Source organism: Burkholderia sp. 22PA0099 (genome assembly GCF_047497165.1).
Taxonomy (GTDB): domain Bacteria; phylum Pseudomonadota; class Gammaproteobacteria; order Burkholderiales; family Burkholderiaceae; genus Burkholderia.
In genome coordinates, this window is the sequence record NZ_CP163164.1 from 1,002,263 (window position 1) to 1,019,423 (window position 17,161).

The 17,161-nt window shown below is 66.2% G+C and carries 15 protein-coding genes; 10 read left to right on the top strand and 5 right to left on the bottom strand.

Going from position 1 to position 17,161, the window contains the following annotated elements:
• Positions 1-244: 244 nt before the first annotated feature.
• Entirely contained in the window at positions 245-1,486 is a 1,242-nt protein-coding gene (locus tag AB4851_RS04390; protein WP_414448590.1) for a LysR family transcriptional regulator, read from the top strand.
• A gap of 432 nt (positions 1,487-1,918) precedes the next feature.
• Here the strand turns inward: AB4851_RS04390 and AB4851_RS04395 are convergent, their stop codons facing one another.
• Genes AB4851_RS04395 through AB4851_RS04410 form a run of 4 tightly spaced genes read right to left on the bottom strand, consistent with a single transcriptional unit; the run spans position 1,919 to position 5,702 of the window.
• Positions 1,919-2,629, bottom strand: a complete 711-nt coding sequence (locus tag AB4851_RS04395; RefSeq protein ID WP_414448591.1) for a substrate-binding domain-containing protein — start codon at positions 2,627-2,629, stop codon at positions 1,919-1,921.
• Positions 2,619-3,302 (bottom strand): 4-carboxy-4-hydroxy-2-oxoadipate aldolase/oxaloacetate decarboxylase, encoded by a 684-nt coding sequence (ligK, locus tag AB4851_RS04400; RefSeq protein ID WP_414448592.1) that lies wholly within the window; start codon positions 3,300-3,302, stop codon positions 2,619-2,621. Before ligK ends, AB4851_RS04395 begins: the two co-directional genes overlap by 11 nt.
• Positions 3,303-3,304: 2 nt before the next feature.
• Entirely contained in the window at positions 3,305-4,330 is a 1,026-nt protein-coding gene (locus AB4851_RS04405) for an amidohydrolase family protein (protein WP_414448593.1), read from the bottom strand.
• Positions 4,331-4,385: 55 nt separating this feature from the next.
• The gene (locus AB4851_RS04410) at positions 4,386-5,702 is read right to left on the bottom strand and encodes a gallate dioxygenase (RefSeq protein WP_414448594.1); all 1,317 of its coding nucleotides are present in this window, start codon (positions 5,700-5,702) and stop codon (positions 4,386-4,388) included.
• Positions 5,703-6,043: 341 nt separating this feature from the next.
• Here AB4851_RS04410 and AB4851_RS04415 point away from each other — a divergent pair, with 341 nt between their 5' ends.
• Entirely contained in the window at positions 6,044-6,370 is a 327-nt protein-coding gene (locus AB4851_RS04415) for a thioredoxin family protein (RefSeq protein ID WP_414448595.1), read from the top strand.
• A 20-nt stretch (positions 6,371-6,390) separates the two neighbouring features.
• Positions 6,391-6,810 carry a secondary thiamine-phosphate synthase enzyme YjbQ gene (locus AB4851_RS04420; protein ID WP_414448596.1) on the top strand — a complete coding sequence of 140 codons (420 nt, stop codon included), beginning with the start codon at positions 6,391-6,393 and terminating at the stop codon, positions 6,808-6,810.
• A 32-nt stretch (positions 6,811-6,842) separates the two neighbouring features.
• Here the strand turns inward: AB4851_RS04420 and AB4851_RS04425 are convergent, their stop codons facing one another.
• A complete protein-coding gene (locus AB4851_RS04425) occupies positions 6,843-7,748 on the bottom strand; it encodes a LysR family transcriptional regulator (protein WP_414449134.1) in 906 nt (301 codons plus the stop codon).
• Positions 7,749-7,882: 134 nt separating this feature from the next.
• Between AB4851_RS04425 and AB4851_RS04430 the strand changes: the two genes are divergently transcribed.
• The 7 genes from AB4851_RS04430 to AB4851_RS04460 all read left to right on the top strand — a co-directional run bounded on the left by AB4851_RS04430 (position 7,883) and on the right by AB4851_RS04460 (position 17,060).
• On the top strand, positions 7,883-8,281 hold the full coding sequence (locus tag AB4851_RS04430; protein ID WP_414440773.1) for a cupin domain-containing protein: 399 nt from the start codon (positions 7,883-7,885) through the stop codon (positions 8,279-8,281).
• Positions 8,282-8,384: 103 nt separating this feature from the next.
• Positions 8,385-9,083 carry a carboxymuconolactone decarboxylase family protein gene (locus AB4851_RS04435; protein WP_414448597.1) on the top strand — a complete coding sequence of 233 codons (699 nt, stop codon included), beginning with the start codon at positions 8,385-8,387 and terminating at the stop codon, positions 9,081-9,083.
• A gap of 324 nt (positions 9,084-9,407) precedes the next feature.
• The gene (locus AB4851_RS04440) at positions 9,408-11,963 is read left to right on the top strand and encodes a type VI secretion system Vgr family protein (protein WP_414448598.1); all 2,556 of its coding nucleotides are present in this window, start codon (positions 9,408-9,410) and stop codon (positions 11,961-11,963) included.
• Positions 11,963-13,027, top strand: coding sequence for a DUF4123 domain-containing protein (locus AB4851_RS04445; protein ID WP_414448599.1), 1,065 nt, complete (start codon positions 11,963-11,965; stop codon positions 13,025-13,027). Before AB4851_RS04440 ends, AB4851_RS04445 begins: the two co-directional genes overlap by 1 nt.
• Positions 13,028-13,068: 41 nt before the next feature.
• Positions 13,069-13,932 (top strand): hypothetical protein, encoded by an 864-nt coding sequence (locus AB4851_RS04450; protein ID WP_414448600.1) that lies wholly within the window; start codon positions 13,069-13,071, stop codon positions 13,930-13,932.
• Positions 13,925-14,764, top strand: coding sequence for a hypothetical protein (locus AB4851_RS04455; RefSeq protein WP_414448601.1), 840 nt, complete (start codon positions 13,925-13,927; stop codon positions 14,762-14,764). The genes AB4851_RS04450 and AB4851_RS04455 overlap by 8 nt, the downstream gene beginning before the upstream one ends.
• 1 nt (position 14,765) lies before the next feature.
• Positions 14,766-17,060, top strand: a complete 2,295-nt coding sequence (locus AB4851_RS04460) for a hypothetical protein (RefSeq protein ID WP_414448602.1) — start codon at positions 14,766-14,768, stop codon at positions 17,058-17,060.
• Positions 17,061-17,161: the final 101 nt, after the last annotated feature.

Below are 17,161 nucleotides of genomic sequence, written 5' to 3' on the forward strand. Positions count from 1 at the left end.
TGGCGCACGGTCTAGCTGACACGCGAGCGGCGACCAATCGAACCGAACTCCACGGCCGTCGGCGCGCGGTCTGCCTGACGCGCAAACCGCGGCGAACCTGACCGGCCACAGCCGCCAGCGCACGGTCGAACTGACACACGAAAGCGCGTCTCGCCCGGCGAGCCGCGACCGTCATCCCAACACCTGCCAGGACGCCCCGCCACCCCGCTGCCGCGCCGCCGTGCTCGTGTAGCATGGCGGCACCATGCAGCCGAACCTCGGACACCTCAGAACCTTCCTCGCCGTGATCGACACGGGCAGCCTCGCGGGTGCATCGCGGCAGTTGTTCCGCGTGCAGTCGGCGGTCACGCGCGCGATCGCGGAACTGGAAGGCAGCGTCGGCGCGCCGCTGTTCCAGCGCACGCCGGCCGGCGTGGTGCCGACGCCGCCGGCCGAGGCGATCCTGCCGCGCGTGCGCTCGGTGATGCGCGACCTGTCCGTCTGGAACCGCCGCAAGGCCGCCGAGCCGCTCGCCGGCGATCTCTATCGCGCCGTGCCGGCCGCCGCGCTCAACAACAAGCGCCTCGAAATCTTCTGCCGCCTGCTGCGCTCGCGCCACATGCCGACCGTCGCCAGCCAGATGGGCGTAAGCCAGCCGGCCGTCAGCGCCGCGATCTCGCTGCTGGAGGAATGCGCGCAGGACAAGCTGTTCCTGCGCACCGCGCGCGGCCTCACGCCCACCGCGCGCGCCATCGCGCTCGGCCAGACCACCCGCCACGCGCTGAACGATCTCGCGCGGCTCGCCAGCGACATCGCCGCCGCGCACGGCACGCTGGCGGGCGAGGTGGTGGTGGGCGCGTTGCCGCTGTCGCGCGCCTCGCTGCTGCCCGAGGCGATCGCGCGGCTCGTCGCTCGCGCGCACGGCGTGCAGGTCAGCACCATCGAAAGCCCGTTCGACGATCTGTGCGCGGCGCTGCGCGCCGGCAGCCTCGATTTCATCGTCGGCGCGCTGCGCGAGGCGCGCTACTCCACCGATCTCGAAGTGCACGAACTGTTCGCGGAACCGCTCGCGATCATTGTCGGCGCGCATCATCCGCTGGCCGCGAAACGGCGCGTGTCGCTGGCCGCGCTGGCCGGTTATCAATGGATCCTGCCGCGCCGCGACACGCCCTCGCGCGCACTGCTGGCCGCCGCGTTCGAGCTGGCCGGGCAGGCCGAGCCGACGCCGGCCGTGGAAACCGGCGATTCGATGATCGTGCGCGGGCTGCTGGCCCGCTCGACCATGCTGGCGGTGGTGTCGCAGGGGCAGATGGACGCCGATCTGAAGGATGGCGAAGTGAAGGCGCTGCCGATCGAACTGGCCGGCACGGTGCGGCCGATCGGCATCATCCGGCGCGCGGGCGTGCTGGCCTCGCCGCCGGCCGCCGCGCTGTTCGATACGATCCGCGACGTGGCGCGCGAGCAGCGCGGCGGGTTGAACGCCGCGAGCGATGCGCCGCGCGAATGAACGCGCCGGCGGACAGGCTCTCGCCGCCCGCCGCAGCGCTGTTTGACACGATCCACGATGTGGCGCGCGAGCAGCACGGCGCGGTGAACGCTGCGCGCGATGCGCCGCGCGAATGAACGCGCGGGCGGGTAGGCTCTCGCCGCCCGCCGCAGCGCTGTTTGACACGATCCACGATGTGGCGCGCGAGCAGCACGGCGCGGTGAACGCTGCGAGCGATGCGCCGCGCGAATGAACGCGCGAGCGGACAGGCTCTCGCCGCCGGCCGCCGCGCTGTTCGACACGATCCACGATGTGACACGCGAGCGGCGTGGCGGGTTGAACGCCGCGAGCGATGCGACACGCGACTGAACACGCGGGCGGGTAGGCTCTCGCCGCCTGCCGCCTCGCTGTTCCAAACGATCCGCGATGTGACGCGCGACCGAGCAACCCGGCTCAGGCCGCCGCGTCCATTCCGCAGGATTGCTTGATATCGACCGCCGCCGGCGCAGCCAGGAACGCGAGCCACGCCGCCGCTTCATCGCGCCGCGCGCAACGCGCGCCGATCGCGCCGGTGAAGGTCGTCACGGCCTGCGCCGCATCGGGCAGCGCACCGACGATCGCGATGCCGGGCTGATCGAGCAGTTCGCTGCGCTGCTGAAAACCCAGCTCAACCTCACCCGCCGCCACCAACGACGCGACCGGCACGCCGGGCCGCGCCCGCACCAGGCGCGGCGCGAGCGCATCGGCCACGCCCCACCTCGCGAACAACGCTTCCAGATGCGTGCCGCTCGGCCCGGTCGAATAGCCGATCGTGCGAGCCTGCATCACGGCCTCGCGCAGCGCCGCCTCGGAATCGATCGCCGGCAACGGCGCGCCGCTGCGTACCGCCACCGCGATGCCCGAGCGCGCGATCGCCACGCGGCTGCCGCCGTCCACCTGCCCGGCCTCGGCAAGCCGCGCCAGCGCGTCGCCGGCCAGCACCACCACGTCGAACGCCTCGCCTTCGCTCACGCGCCGCGCCGCCTCCACGCCGCCCACCGATTCGATCGCCACCTCGCGGCCCGTGTCGGCCGCATAGGCAGCGGCGAGCCGCGCCAGCAACTGGCGCGTCGCCATCGACGAAATCAGCGTCAGCGGCGCGGACCCAACGCGCTCAATCGACATAGCGCAGGCCGGCCTTCGCCAGCGGCTCGCGCATGCTGTACATGTCGAGCCCGAGCACGCCCGAAGCCAGCTTCTCGCGCTTGGCGCCCTCGTTGGCCTCGCGCGCCAGCGCCTTGTCGAGCACCTCGGCGGCGATCGCCTTCGGCACGCACACCACGCCGTCGATGTCGGCCACCACCACGTCGCCCGGCGTGACGTAGGCGCCCGCGCACACCACCGGCACGTTGACCGAGCCGAGCGTCGCCTTGATGGTGCCCTTCGACGAAATCGCCTTGCTCCACACCGGGAACTTCATCTCTTCCAGCGTGGCCACGTCGCGCACGCCGCCGTCGATCACCAGGCCCACGGCGCCCTGCGCCTGGAAGCTGGTGGCCAGCAAATCGCCGAAATAGCCATCCGTGCAGGCGGCCGTGACGGCCGCGATCACGATGTCGCCGGGCCGGATCTGCTCGGCCGCCACATGCATCATCCAGTTGTCGCCCGGTTGCAGCAGCACGGTGACGGCCGTGCCGGCCGCGCGCGCATGCGGGTAAATCGGCCGCATATAGGGTTGCAGCAGGCCCACGCGCCCCATCGCCTCGTGGACGGTGGCCGAGCCGAGTTCGCCGAGCTTGCGCGCCACGTCCGCATCCGCGCGCTCGACATTGCGATACACCACGCCGAGTTCGTACATGATCAAAGCCCCTTGTTCTTCAATGCCGTGTCGAGACGGGAATACACGCGCCGCGCGTTGCCCTCGTAGATGCTGAAACGCTCGCCTTCGCTGATGCTGGCCGCTTCGATATAGCGCTTGGTGTCGTCGTAGGCATGGCCGGTTTCCGGGTCGATGCCGCGCACCGCGCCGATCATCTCGCTGGCGAACAGGATGTTGGCGACCGGGATCACGTTGGTCAGCAGGTCGATGCCCGGCTGGTGATAGACGCAGGTATCGAAGAACACGTTGTTCAGCAGATGCTCGCCGAGCGGCGGCTTCTTCAGTTCCTGCGCCAGCCCGCGGAAACGGCCCCAATGGTAGGGCGCCGCGCCGCCGCCGTGCGGAATCACGAACTTCAGCGTCGGGAAATCGCGGAACAGGTCCGAGGTCAGGCACTGCATGAACGCGGTGGTGTCGGCGTTCAGGTAGTGCGCGCCGGTGGTGTGGAAGCAGGCGTTGCAACTCGTGCTGACGTGGATCATCGCCGGGATGTCGTACTCGACCATCTTCTCGTAGATCGGATACCAGTAGCGGTCGGACAGCGGCGGGCTGGTCCAGTGGCCGCCCGACGGATCGGGGTTCAGGTTGATCGCCACGTTGCCGTATTGCTCGACGCACTTCACGAGTTCGGGGATGCAGGTGGCGATATCCACGCCCGGGCTTTGCGGCAGCATCGCGGCCGGCACGAAGTGCTCGGGGAACAGTTGACTCACGCGGTAGCACAGCTCGTTGCAGATCGCGGCCCACGCGCTCGACACCGCGAAATCGCCGATGTGATGCGCCATGAAGCTGGCGCGCGGGCTGAAGATCGTCAGGTCGATGCCCCGCTCGCGCATCTTGGCGAGCTGGTTTGATTCGATCGATTCGCGCAGCTCGTCGTCGCTGATCTGCAGTTCCGAGGCGGCCGGCATCGGCGTGCCGTCGTTGAACGCGGCGATCTGGCGGTTGCGCCAGGCTTCGAGCGCCTTCGGGGCCGTGGTGTAGTGGCCGTGAATATCGATGATCATGCGGATTCCTTAATCAATGGATTGCGGCGCCGCGCACCGTTGCGCGGCGAGCCGCTCAGTCTCGCTTCGTTGTGTCGCCCGGCTTGGCTTGATCCCACGCCAGCGCGCCGGCGCTCTTGCCGGCCACCGAATACAGCGCGCCGGGCGCGTTGCGGGTGGCCTGGAACGCTTCGAGCGTTTCGCCCCGCATCGCCGCGTAGATATGCAGGTTCGAGACGCCCGTCACCGCGCCGAGCTTTTCGAGCAGGAAGAAGATCACGCCGTAATGCAGCAGGCCGCGCCAATCGCGGCGGCGGATCAGGTCGCGCTCGGTCTCGCTGAGGCCGGCCGCCTCGAAGCTGGCTTCGGCATCGGCCAGGAACGCCTCGCGATGCGCCGGCTCCACCATGCGGTGCAGGAACGCGTTGATGCCCCAGGCGCGCACCGCCGTCTCGGTCGAGAACGGGTAGGTGCCTTCGAGCTTCTCGATGCCGGCCAGCTCGGCCGCGATGCGCGCGCGCTGGCGCTCGGCCTGCGCGGCGTCGGGCGCGTCGTCTTCCGCGCCCTCGTAGATCGCCGTGGCGATGCCGGCCATCGACGGCAGGTAATAGCTGCGGTGCTTGCAGCTCACGTTGGCGGGCAGCGCGCCGCGCATCGTCAGCCACATCACCACTTCCGCGCCTTCGTAGCCGCCGAGCGTCGCGAAATCGGCGATCGTCATGCCGGCCAGCCGCTCGGGATCGTGCTCGAACAGGTCGAGGAAGCGCGCGTCCCACGCCGTGTTGTTGAAGCCGGCGCGCTCGCCGTGCACCTGGTGCGACAGGCCGCCGGTGGCCACGATCGCCACGCGCAAATCCTCGGGATAGCTTTCGATCGCGCGGCGCAGCGCCTGGCCGAGCTTGTAGAAGCGGCGCGCGCTCGGCATCGGCAGTTGCAGCACGCCCATCTGCAGCGGCACCAGCTTCACCGGCCAGGCCGGATCGTGCGGGCACAGCATCGACAGCGGCGAGAAGCAGCCGTGGTCGAGCGCCTTGTTCTGGAAGAACGACATGTCGAACTCGTCGGCCATCAGCGAGCGGCCGACGTGCGCGGCGAACGCCGGGTGGCCGTCGATCGGCGGCAGGTCGCGCGCGCCGCCGCCCTCGTCGGCCACCGTCCATTGCGGGCCGACGCCCAGCGAGAACGCCGAGTAATGATCGAAGAAGAACGACGTGACGTGATCGTTGTAGATCATCAGCAGCACGTCGGGGCGCTTCTGTTCGAGCCAGTCGGCCAGCGGTGCGAAGTTCTTGAAGATCGGCGCCCAGACGGGATCGTCGCGCTTGTTCTTGTCGAACGCGAAACCGATCGTCGGCGTGTGGGAGGCGGCGATGCCGCCAATGATTCGGGCCATGCGCGGCTCCAGTGGTGAGGCGCGCGGACGAAACGGCCGCCGCGGCGCGAATAGGCGTATCAAAGCGGATGGCGGCCCGGGCGTCAATCCGCCCCGACACGCATCAATCGTCTATTTCGAATGGATGCGGCGCAGCAAAGCCTTGTCAGTGCTAGGCCTTTTGGTTCGATACGGAAAACCATCGATAACTTTTTTCGAACCCGTCCCCGGCAAAATGCACGGCGCGAGCGGGCCGGCCCGGCGGCCCTGCGACGGCATCGGCCCGTTTCCGCTAGAGTGGAAGCTTGCGGCCGCGCCCCCACGCGGCCGCATTGCATTGCGTTTTTCTCCAAGGAGCCTACATGACCGCCATCCAGCCCTATACGCCCGATGCCCCCGCCCGCGCCGCCGTCGACGCACTGGCCGGCGCCACCGTGATCGAGTTCGGCGCGAACTGGTGCGGGATCTGCGCCGGCGCGCAGCCGGCGATCCGCGAGGCGTTCGCCGCGCACCCCGAGGTGCGCCACCTGAAGATCGAGGACGGCCCCGGCCGGCCGCTCGGCCGCTCGTTCGGCATCAAGCTGTGGCCGACGCTGGTGTTCCTGCGCGATGGCGCGGAAGTGGCGCGCGTGGTGCGCCCCACCGCCGCCGCGCAGATCGAGGCGAACGGCTTCGCCGCGCTCGGCTGAACGCCACCGGAGCCATCACGATGAAACAGGCAATCCAGCATATCGGCGTGGCCACGCGCGGGCGCGGCCTGATCGATTTCACGCGGCAGGTGCGCGCGTTCGTCGAGCAGCAATCGATCCGCACCGGCCTGCTGACGGTGTTCTGCCGCCACACGTCGGCCTCGCTGCTGATCCAGGAAAACGCCGACGCGTCGGTGCAGCGCGATATCGAACGCTACTTCGAGGAGATCGCGCCCGAGGATCCGGCGCGCTACGAACACGACACCGAAGGCCCCGACGACATGCCCGCGCACCTGCGCACGGTGCTCACGCAGGTGCAGTTGTCGATCCCGGTCGAGCAGGGGCGCATGGTGCTGGGCACCTGGCAGGGCATCTACCTGTTCGAGCACCGGCGCATCGCGCATCAGCGCGATGTCGTCGTGCATCTGATCGGGGAATGAACGCCTGAGCGAGCCGGTTCCTCACCGGGGCCTCAACGCCGCGCCTTGCCGCCGCCGCGCCGCGTTTCGGCGCGTTCGGGCCGGTAGCCCTCGCGCAGCGCCTCCACCACCAGTTCCACCGCGCGCGACGACTTGCGGCGGCTCGGGTAATACACATGGTGGCCGACGAAGGTCGGATACCACTCCTCCAGCACCCAGGCCAGCCGCCCGGCCTGCACCAGCGGCTCGGCCAGATCGTGCGGCACGTAGGCCAGCCCGAAGCCGGCCAGCGCCGCGTCGAGCATCTGGTAGACGTTGTTGAACGTCAGTTGCCCGGCCACGCGCACCTGCAACGCGCGCCGCCCCTTGACCAGTTCCCACGCCAGCAGCGAGTCGCGCGTCGGCAGCCGCAGGTTGATGCAGTTGTGCTGCGTCAGATCCTGCGGCGTGGCCGGCGCGGGGCACGATGCCAGGTAGCCCGGCGCGCCGACGATCGACATCGTCATGTCCGGCGCGATGCGCTGCGCGATCATGTCCTTCTCGACCTGATCGCCGAGCCGCACGCCGATGTCGTAGCGGTCCGCCACGATATCGGTCAGCCCGTAGTCGTTCACCAGCTCGATCTCCAGCTCCGGATACAGCCGCAGCAAGGGCTGCACGCGCGGCCAGACATAGGCGTTGGCGGCGTAATCCGTGGTGGTGATGCGCACCATGCCGCCGGGGCGGTCGGTCATCGCGCGCAACGCCTCCAGCTCCACGCCGATTTCCTGCAGATGCGGCCCGACCACCGCCAGCAGCCGCTCGCCGGCCGCCGTGAGCGACACGCTGCGCGTGGTGCGCGCCAGCAGCGGCATGCCCATGCGCGTCTCCAGCAGGCGCACGGTGCGGCTCAGCGCCGATTGCGACACGCCGAGCTGCGCCGCCGCGCGCGTGAAGTTGCGCTCGCGCGCCACCGCCATGAACGCCAGCAGGTCGTTGAGGTTCTCTTTCAATTGATGCTCCCACGCATAGGATCATGCCGATTTTGCCATCTAGTCGCATGATCGCGGGCTCGGTACATTGGCCGGCATCCCATGACTCGCAAGGAAGCCCCATGAAACTGATGCGCGCCGGTTCGCAGCCCTCGATGCGCGGCCCCGACGACTGGTTCACCGGCACCGTCCGGATCGACCCGCTCAACGTCGCGCCGCCGCCCTCGCGCGTCTCGTGCGCCAGCGTCACGTTCGAGCCGGGCGCGCGCACCGCCTGGCACACGCACCCGCTCGGCCAGACGCTGCTGGTGACCGCCGGCTGCGGCTGGACCCAATGCGAAGGCGAGCCGCGCGTGGAGATTCGCGCCGGCGACGTGATCTGGTGCCCGCCCGGCCACAAGCACTGGCACGGCGCGACCGCCACCACCGCCATGACGCACGTGGCGATCCAGGAAGCGCTCGACGGCCGCAACGTCGACTGGCTCGACCAGGTCAGCGATGCGCAGTATCTCGGCGAGTGAACGCCGCCCGCCCCGGCTCGCCGCGCGCTTTGCCGCGCATCTTGCGGCGGCCGGCACGGCGCTGGCCCTGAGCGCCTGCGCCACCCCCACCAGGATTCACGCCATGCACGACACCCCCACGCCCGCCGACCTCGGCGCGGCCTCCCCCGCCCTCGCGCACTACACCGCCACCGTGCTCGACGAGGTGTGGCGACGCCCCGGCCTTGCGCCGCGCGATCGCGGCATCGTCACCGTTGCCGTGCTGATCGCGCGCAACCAGGCCGCCGAGTTGCGGGGCCAGGCGCCGCTCGCGCTCGATCGCGGCGTGACGCCGGCCGAGTTGTCCGAGATCGTCGCGCATCTGGCGTTCTACGGCGGCTGGGGCAACGCCACGGCCGCGGCCGGCGCGCTGGCCGACACATGCCGCGAACGCGGCATCGGCGCGGCCCAACTGTCGCCCGTCGATACGCCGCCACTGCCGCTCGACGAGGCGGCCGAACGCCAACGCGCGCACACCGTCGGCGAGAATTTCGGCACGACCGCGCCGGGTGTGGTGCAGGCCACCACCGACGTGCTGTTCAACGACCTCTGGCTGCGCCCCGGCCTCGCGCCGCGCGACCGCAGCCTCGTGACAGTCGCCGCGCTGGTGGCGAACGGCCAGGTCGCGCAGATCCCGTATCACCTGAACCGCGCGATGGATAACGGCCTGACCCGCGACGAAGCCGCCGAAATGCTGACGCAACTGGCGTACTACGCGGGCTGGCCGAACGTGTTTTCGGCGATGCCGGTGTTCAAGGAGGTGTTTGCAAAGCGGGCGGATTAATGCCGGACGGGCTTTATTACCGATTTTTTTAATCGAATGCCGCTAATCGGTAATTTAATCCGAATTCGATTTTCATCGTTGAATCGCTCGATATCGGCCGAAATCGTTTTCAACTCGCCTGTTCGATTCGACAGGTTATCTCGCGCTCGCCGCCATTCAAAACGCCATTTGATCGGATTCAAATGGCGTTTTGACATTTATTGAATCGACAGCCATCGTCAGGCCTTCGTAATCCCGCTAAAATGCCGCTTTGCCATTCGGAGCGCTACCTCCGAACGTGTGCGGGAAGCTCGCGCCCGCCACCGATAAAACGATGGGAAATGCATGGACATGACCGATTTGGCTCAGGCCATTCGTGGCGGCCTGATTCAACAGGGGCGTCTGCTGAAGACGGATATTCCCTGCCTGCCCGATAACACCCTGATTCCGCGCCGGGCTGTCACGCACGCCGAATTGGGCCGCGATTTCAGCATGACGCTCGACATGGTGTCCGCCGCGCCCGATGTCGAACTGAAATCGCTGATCGCGCAGTCAATCACGCTGTGGATTCAGCAGGCGGACATGTCGTACCGGCCCGTCAATGGCTTTATCCATACCGCGCGCCGGCTCGGTTCGGACGGCAGCCTGTCGGGCTATCAATTGACGGTCGCATCGTGGCTGCATTTCCTGCGCTTTCGCAGCGACATGCGCTATTGGCAGGATCAAGGCACCGACGCCATCCTCGCCGCCGTGTTCGACGCGCATCCGCAGGCGCAGGGCCGCTATCGGTTCGCGCTGTCGAAGCCGCTGCCGAGCCGCTCGTATTGCCGCCAGAGCGAGAGCGACTGGCAGTTCGTGCACCGCCTGATGGAACAGGAAGGCCTGTTCGGCTTCTGGCGGCACGATGCGGGCGGCGCGTCGCACACGTTCGTGATCACCGACGACATCCATTCGCTCGACGCCCTTTCCCCGGCCGCCGTCACGTTCGCGCGCATCGCCACCGGCAGCGAAGCCGACGCGTTCACGCAATGGGCCGGCTCGCGCACGCTGCAAAGCAGCGCGCATACCACCCGCACGTTCGACTACAAATCGCCGGCCGCCGCCACCAACCCCAAGGGCACCACGCTGCCCACGCGCGACAACCAGGGCAGCCTGCCGCAGCAAACCGAAGTCTACGAATACACCGGGGCCTACACGTTCGCCGCGCAGGATCGCGGCGAGGCGCTGTCGAACATCCGGCTGGAGGAATGGGAATCGCGCGCCAAGCGGTTCACGGGCGCGGGCGGCGTGCGCGGCATCGATGCCGGCCGGCGCTTCACGCTGACCGGCCATCCCGAGCACGATCGCGACGCCGATTCGCAACGCGAATTCGCCGCGATCCGCGTGCAGGGGTTCATCGAGAACAACCTGCCGCTGTCCGACCACGACGCGAATTTTCCGCACAGCCTGCAGCCGCAACTGGCGCAGGCGCGCGCCGACAGCGGCGACGGCGGGTTCGCCGTGACGCACGACGACGGCTCGACCGGCTTCTATCGCGTGGAAGTCGAGGCGCAGCGCACCGCCGTGCCGTACCGCAGCCCGTTCGCGCACGCCAAGCCCGAGATGCGGCTCGAAACCGCCATCGTCGTCGGGCCGCAGGGCGAGGAGGTGTACACCGATGCGCTGAACCGCATCAAGATCCGCTTCGTGTGGGATCGCCTCAACGACGGCGACGAGCGCGCCTCGTGCTGGGTGCGCGTCGCGCAATCGGACACCGGCGGCGGCTATGGCGGCGTGCATATGCCGCGCGTCGGCGAGGAAGTGCTGATCGGCTATCTCGGCGGCGATTGCGACCGGCCGATCTGCCTGCATCGCGTGTACAACGGCGCGGTGAAGCCGCAATGGCACAGCAACGGCATTCTGTCCGGCCACCGCTCGAAGGAATACGCCGGCAGCGGCTACAACGAAATGGTGCTCGACGACGCCACCGGCCAGAACCGCATGCGCCTCGCCAGCAGCAGCGCCAATTCGCTGCTGCATCTCGGCTACCTGATCGACCAGAACGGCAACACGCGCGGCGGCTATCTCGGCAGCGGCTTCGACCTGCGCACCGACGATTACGGCGCCGTGCGCGCCACGCAGGGGCTGTATCTCACCACCCATCCGAAGGCCGCGAACAGCCAGCCGCTCGACGTGCGCGAATCGCAGCAGCAGCTCGTCAATGCCGAGAGCCTGATCGAATCGCTGTCGCAGGTCAGCGAGACGCACCAGGCCGAGACGCTCGCCGAGGGCCACGACGCCATGAAGGCGTTCACCGACGCGACGCAAAACAGCGTGGCCGGCTCCGCTTCCGGCGGCAACACCGCGGGCGGCGGCACCGGCAGCGCGAACGCGTTCAAGGAGCCGGTGATGCTGCTCGGCAGCCCGGCCGGCATCGCGCTGTCGAGCCAGCAATCGGTGCATCTGGCCGGCACCGAGCAGATCAACCTCGTCAGCGGCCAGAGCACGGTGCTGGCCGTCGGCAAATCGCTCGTGGCCAGCGTGCGCAAGACCCTCAGCCTGTTCGTGCAGAACGCCGGCATCAAGCTGTTCGCCGGCAAGGGCAAGGTCGAGGTGCAGGCGCATTCCGACAATATCGAGCTGACCGCGCAGAAAACGCTGAAGCTGGTGAGCGCCACCGCCACCATCGACGTGGCCGCCAAGCAGGACGTGCTGCTGACGTCCGGCGGTGCCTATATCCGCATCAGCGGCGGCAACATCGAGATCCACGCACCCGGCACCATCGACGTGAAGGGCGCGCAGCACACGTTCGCCGGGCCGGCCAGCATGCCGTATCCGCTGCCGGCGCTGCCGGGCGGCACGTGCAAGGAGTGCTTGCTGAATGCGCACAGCGGACGCGAATCGATGGTCGAGGCGGATTGATGAGCGAGCAGAACGAAACCGGGGCGGCGATGCAGGAGGACGGCGTCGAGGTTGCGGACGCAACCGATGCGGCCGAGGTGATGGATGTCGTTGAGGAATCGCCCGCGCGGCTCGACGACTGGCCCGCGTTCCTGGAAAGCCTGCATGGCGGGTTTGCCGAGCGCTCCGCGCAGGGCCTGCCCTTGCAGTTGTATGCGTTCGTCGATTCGCGCGGTTATCCGGGCCTGGATGCGCGGCTCGCGGCCGCGCACGGCGTGCGTCATGCCTCGCTGTGGCGCGAGACGAATCTCGACGCGTATCCCGACATTGCCCCGCATCTGATCGCCTTCGACCGGCAGGCGCTGGCCACCGGCAGCGAGCAGCATCGTCTGCTTCACGAGCTGTGGACACGCCTGGTCGATCTGCACGCCGTGACGTGGGCGTGGTCGCCGCTGCCGTTCGACCGGCTCGACGCGCATTGCCGGCAGTATGTCGTCTACACACTGCCGGGCGGGCGCCGGTTCTTCCTGTTCTTCTTCGACAACCATGTGCTGGCGCGGCTGCGGCTGGTGTGGTCCGATGCGCAGGCGCAGCGGTTTCTCGCGCCGTTCGTCGCGTTGCGGTATCGCGATCGATGGCGCAAGGAAGTGGTGTGGCGCAACGAGGCGGCGGTTGGCGCTGATGGCGGCGTGATCGGCAGCGACAGCCTCGTTGATCTGGACGACACGCAGCATGCGAGATTGATCGCGCTCGGGTATCCCGACAAGCTTGCGCTGCAGTTTCGCGAAACGATGGCGATGTCGGTCGATCATCTGTCGGATGTCGAGTTGTACGAAGCGATTGTGTTGTTGCTCGAACGGGCGGCCGGTTATGGGATCGAGGACGCCGCGCAGGTGCTGTCGTATGTGACGATCGGTGTGCATGTGTCGCCAAGGTTCGATGAGCATCCCGATGTGCAGGCGTGTCTCGCGGCGGTCAAGCGTGGGGAGATGGATGTCGATGCGGCGCTGGCGGGGATTGGCGACGCGCAGTGGGATGCGATTCGGGATGCGATGGAGTTGACGCGGTTGGGTGGTGCGGGTTGAGGGCGGGGGCGGTGGTTGGCCGGGTTGTGGCGGCGGCGGTGATGGTCGTGGCGCTGGGGGCTTGCGGGAAGTCGGAGCCGACGTACGGTGGTATTTCGGTCATGGGGCAGAATTATCTGCCCTTCAACCTGATCCGCTTCACGGTCACGGACGCCTACGGCAATAAGGCAAGTGGCGGTGGCGATGATCCTCCGGGTGAGGGTGGTGGCCGGGTCGCCTGTTGCTACAAACTGAAAGGCATCGAATTCACGGTGACGTGGCAATACTACGATGCCGATCAATGGATCGCAGGAGACAAAAAACGCTTTTCCGCCGAAGCCAAAGCATCGATGTCCCCCACGAAAGCGCCGGACCACATCGGAGAAAGACTTCTGGAAGTGCACTTCTTCCCGGATCACCACGTCGAGCTTCAGTTTCCTGGAGGATTGAACGACGCGTCTCGAATTCCGATGGTCGATGTCATGAGATGGATGAGGCAGTATGAGTCGCAAATCAAGAAGCAAAGCGGCGAAGAGGAGTATCAGCAGTTCCGTCATGTTGGGCGCGTCGTTGCTGCGGCGTGGCTCAAGTATCGGCTGACGGATCTGCAGGACCTGGAGCAGTACGCTTACTTCAGTCTGCTGGTGAATGAGCGGTTCGACGCGCAAGCGGATGTGCAACGGATGCTGCAGGCGAGCAAGGGCACGCCTGGGGCGTTCGCGAAGGCGATTCGGTCGCTGGCGCCGAACGTGATGGCCGAGTTGAAGCACGACAAGTTCGTGCCTGTTGCGGTACCGGAGATTGCCGATGGCTTGCTGCCTCAACCACGCACCGAAACCGTCAGCGGCAGCACGCCGGAGCGCGCTCGAATCAAGTCGAGCGCCATCGGACAGAACATCTATCGGAAGGACGATTCAAATGCGTGATGTAAGGAAAATATTGAACTGGTCGGCCCGAGCATTTGTCGCTGGCGCGATGATGATCTCGTTGTCCGCTTGCGGGAAATCGGAGCCGACTTATAGCGGCATTTCGGTCATGGGCCAGAACTACCTGCCCTATAACATGATCCGCTTCACGGTGACGGATGCCTATGGCAACAAGGCGACGGGCGGCGGCGATGATCCGCCGGGTGGCGGTGGTGGGGGCGTCACATGTTGCTATTCGTTGAAGGGCACTGAATTTACGGTGACGTGGCAATACTACGATGTCGATCAGTGGCACACCGGCGACAAGAAACGCTTCTCCGCCGAAGCCAAAGCATCATTGCCGCCCACAAAATCACCAGACCACATCGGAGAAAGACTGTTGGAGGTGCATTTCTTTCCGGATCATCACGTCGAGCTTCAGTTTCCCGGTGGGTTGAATGACGCTTCCCGTCTGCCGATGGTCGATGTCATGAGATGGATGAGGCAATACGAGGCCCAGGTCAATAAGCGAAACGGCGAAGATGAATATCAGCAATTCCGTCATGTGGCGCGTGCGGTCGCGGCAGCGTGGCTCAAATATCGGCTGACGGATCAGAAAGATCTGGAGCAGTACGCCTACTTCAATCTGCTCGTCAACGATCGATTCGATACGCAGTCAGATGTGCAGAAAATTCTGCAATCGAACAAGGACAAGCCCGGTGCATTTGCCAAGGCCATTCAAACATTGCCGCCCAAGGTCAAATCGCAATTGTCCAGCGGAAAATTCACGCCTGTAGCTGTCCCCTCCATTCCGGACGGCTTGCTTCCGCCTCCTCTCTCGCAGGAGAAATAGCATGGGTGGTCAATCCAAACTCGATCCAGACGACGCAACGCCGGTTTCCGTCTTACTGCAAGTTTCAAAGCAGAATGCCGCCAACTATCCTGCGGCCACATGCTTGCCCTGCGGAGCCGTGATCCGCATGGGATTTTTCTTCGATGCATTCGGCAGAAACCGCGATATCGACGACCCCGAAAGTTCGCAATACTCCAACATTTGTCGATTGTGGGAAGCCCATCGCAAAAACAACGAAGCGCTACGTCCTGCCAATCAATTCTGGTACGCCTTCTACTACTCGGGCCTCGGCACGCCGCTCAATGAGGACTCCGACGCCAGCGCCATCAAGAATGCGACCGCCGCGGCAACCAAGATGGCCACCGCCAAGGTAGTCAGCACTGTCAAATCCACTGCCGAATCGGTGGGCAAGTCCTTTTTCCGCGTCAAGGATCCGCTCGAAAAAGCCGATGTGAAATCCCGTGCCGAAAAGGCGCTCAAGGAATCCGCCAAGGAATTCTCGTTCCGCCCGCTCGAAAAGGCGTTCGAGGATATCAAGAAGGAGATCAAGGGAATTCCAGCGGACGCCCGACGCATCACCAACGTGCTGACTTCATCCTCTGAACGCCTGCTCCAGCGCTCGAAGGCGGCCGGCAGCCTCGTGCTGAAGGGAGCCAAGGACGATACGATCGGCGCCCTCAAGAAGAATCCGCTCAAGGCGCTCGGCACCGTCGCGCGCAGCCTGTTCGCGGGCATCATCATGGAGAACGTGCCGATCGTCCGCGACAACGCCTTCATGGCGATGTACTTCGGCACCGGCATCGATACCCGCCTGCTCGCCGCGATGGACCAGTTCAAGGCGGCCTACAACGCCGTGCGGGCACAAATGCCTCATGTCGGCGTGATCGAAGTGTCGGTGTTCGGCGCCGATCGAGGCTGTGTGCTCGCACGCACCTTCGTCAATGCACTGGCAACACAATACAAGCAGACCGACGACCTCGATCTGGCCATCGACGGCGTCAAGATCAAGATCAAATTCCTTGGCCTGCTCGACGCGGTGTCGTCCGTCATGTCGGAAGAAGCGAGCCAGGTGGTCGGGCTGGTGCCGTTCATCAACGTGATCAAGACGGACTACAAGGATCGCGCGCTGGACGTGCCCCCCAGCGTGGAGCGCTGCGTGCACTTCGCGGCGGCGCACGAAAAGCGCTGCTACCAACGCCTCGACAGCCTCGAAAAGACGCGCGGCGAACAGTTCCTCTATCCGGGCACCAGTTGCGATGTGGTCGGCGGCGCGGTCAAGGGATCGCTCGGCTTCAACGCCGAATTGATGCGCATCCCGCTGCGCGACATGCTGCTGGAAGCCATGAAAGCCGGCACGGCGATCAGTTCGATGGAGGAAATGGCGGCCGGCAAAGCGTTGACGTTCGACAAGTTCTCCATCGCCACGCCCATCACCTGCGAAGGCAAGCAATACCGCATCCGCCACCTGGTCGACGCCTACCAGGCGCTCGTCCCACGCAAGGCCGGGCTCAATATCCTCGATCACGAAAAGATCTTTCTGCGCTGGATCGCCGTGCGCTATCAGGACCCGGAGTTCCGCAAGACGATTTCGGACCCGGTGGAAAAATGGCGCAGCGATTACGCGGCGGCCGATTATCAGCGCAAGCTCACCAAGAGCAAACTCGACGCCGAAATGCAGCGCCAGGGCGTCATCATGAGCATGATCTCGACGCGCCCGCCGGAGGATCAGGCCACCTTGCTCAAACTGAAGGCCGAGCGCGACGCCGCTGAAACGCATTTCGAGAATCTCGTCGGCACCGCGCCGCGCGATTTCACCAGCGTCTGGACGCGCTTGCAGAACGACGCCGACCGGCTCGTGGCGAAGGCCGGCAAGCAGGATCAGCGCAAGAAAACGGCTGAATCACTCCGTAGCGCCCCTCCCGACCCCTACGGCTTGGGGGGCGCGCAAATCGCGGCGTCCGTGCTCGAATATGGCTTGTTGTCCGATGACGAGATGGCGCTCGTCGACGCCTGGAAGGAAGGGATCGGCGGCAAGCACCCCCTCCCCGCCGACGTCATGGCGATGTTCGACATGCTCGTTCACGACACCCTGCTGACCAGTTGGCAGGATCACGTTCTGGCCGACACGCTCTACTTCCGCACCCGCGACACCGACACCTTCGGTTCAACCGACAAAAAAGCCGAAGACGAGCAACGCAAGAAAGACGACCAGAAAGCCGCCGACATCGCCAGGCTCGCCAAGCAAAAGCAGGACTGGGCGAAAACCATGCAGGGCATGCCGCCGATGCTCCCCTGACCGCCAGCGGCCGGCCGCGGCGCTCGCCGCGCCGGCCCCGAATTGAACAAATTTGACGTTCTCCGAGTTGTCCGACGTTAGGCGTAAAATGCCGCCTCGCC

What these genes read in the sequence shown, in the direction of transcription:
- AB4851_RS04390 (WP_414448590.1), top strand. Translation starts at nt 245, where the DNA reads ATGCAGCCGAACCTCGGACACCTCAGAACCTTCCTCGCCGTGATCGAC.
- AB4851_RS04395 (WP_414448591.1), bottom strand. Translation starts at nt 2,629, where the DNA reads ATGTCGATTGAGCGCGTTGGGTCCGCGCCGCTGACGCTGATTTCGTCG.
- ligK (WP_414448592.1), bottom strand. Translation starts at nt 3,302, where the DNA reads ATGTACGAACTCGGCGTGGTGTATCGCAATGTCGAGCGCGCGGATGCG.
- AB4851_RS04405 (WP_414448593.1), bottom strand. Translation starts at nt 4,330, where the DNA reads ATGATCATCGATATTCACGGCCACTACACCACGGCCCCGAAGGCGCTC.
- AB4851_RS04410 (WP_414448594.1), bottom strand. Translation starts at nt 5,702, where the DNA reads ATGGCCCGAATCATTGGCGGCATCGCCGCCTCCCACACGCCGACGATC.
- AB4851_RS04415 (WP_414448595.1), top strand. Translation starts at nt 6,044, where the DNA reads ATGACCGCCATCCAGCCCTATACGCCCGATGCCCCCGCCCGCGCCGCC.
- AB4851_RS04420 (WP_414448596.1), top strand. Translation starts at nt 6,391, where the DNA reads ATGAAACAGGCAATCCAGCATATCGGCGTGGCCACGCGCGGGCGCGGC.
- AB4851_RS04425 (WP_414449134.1), bottom strand. Translation starts at nt 7,748, where the DNA reads ATGGCGGTGGCGCGCGAGCGCAACTTCACGCGCGCGGCGGCGCAGCTC.
- AB4851_RS04430 (WP_414440773.1), top strand. Translation starts at nt 7,883, where the DNA reads ATGAAACTGATGCGCGCCGGTTCGCAGCCCTCGATGCGCGGCCCCGAC.
- AB4851_RS04435 (WP_414448597.1), top strand. Translation starts at nt 8,385, where the DNA reads ATGCACGACACCCCCACGCCCGCCGACCTCGGCGCGGCCTCCCCCGCC.
- AB4851_RS04440 (WP_414448598.1), top strand. Translation starts at nt 9,408, where the DNA reads ATGGACATGACCGATTTGGCTCAGGCCATTCGTGGCGGCCTGATTCAA.
- AB4851_RS04445 (WP_414448599.1), top strand. Translation starts at nt 11,963, where the DNA reads ATGAGCGAGCAGAACGAAACCGGGGCGGCGATGCAGGAGGACGGCGTC.
- AB4851_RS04450 (WP_414448600.1), top strand. Translation starts at nt 13,069, where the DNA reads ATGGTCGTGGCGCTGGGGGCTTGCGGGAAGTCGGAGCCGACGTACGGT.
- AB4851_RS04455 (WP_414448601.1), top strand. Translation starts at nt 13,925, where the DNA reads ATGCGTGATGTAAGGAAAATATTGAACTGGTCGGCCCGAGCATTTGTC.
- AB4851_RS04460 (WP_414448602.1), top strand. Translation starts at nt 14,766, where the DNA reads ATGGGTGGTCAATCCAAACTCGATCCAGACGACGCAACGCCGGTTTCC.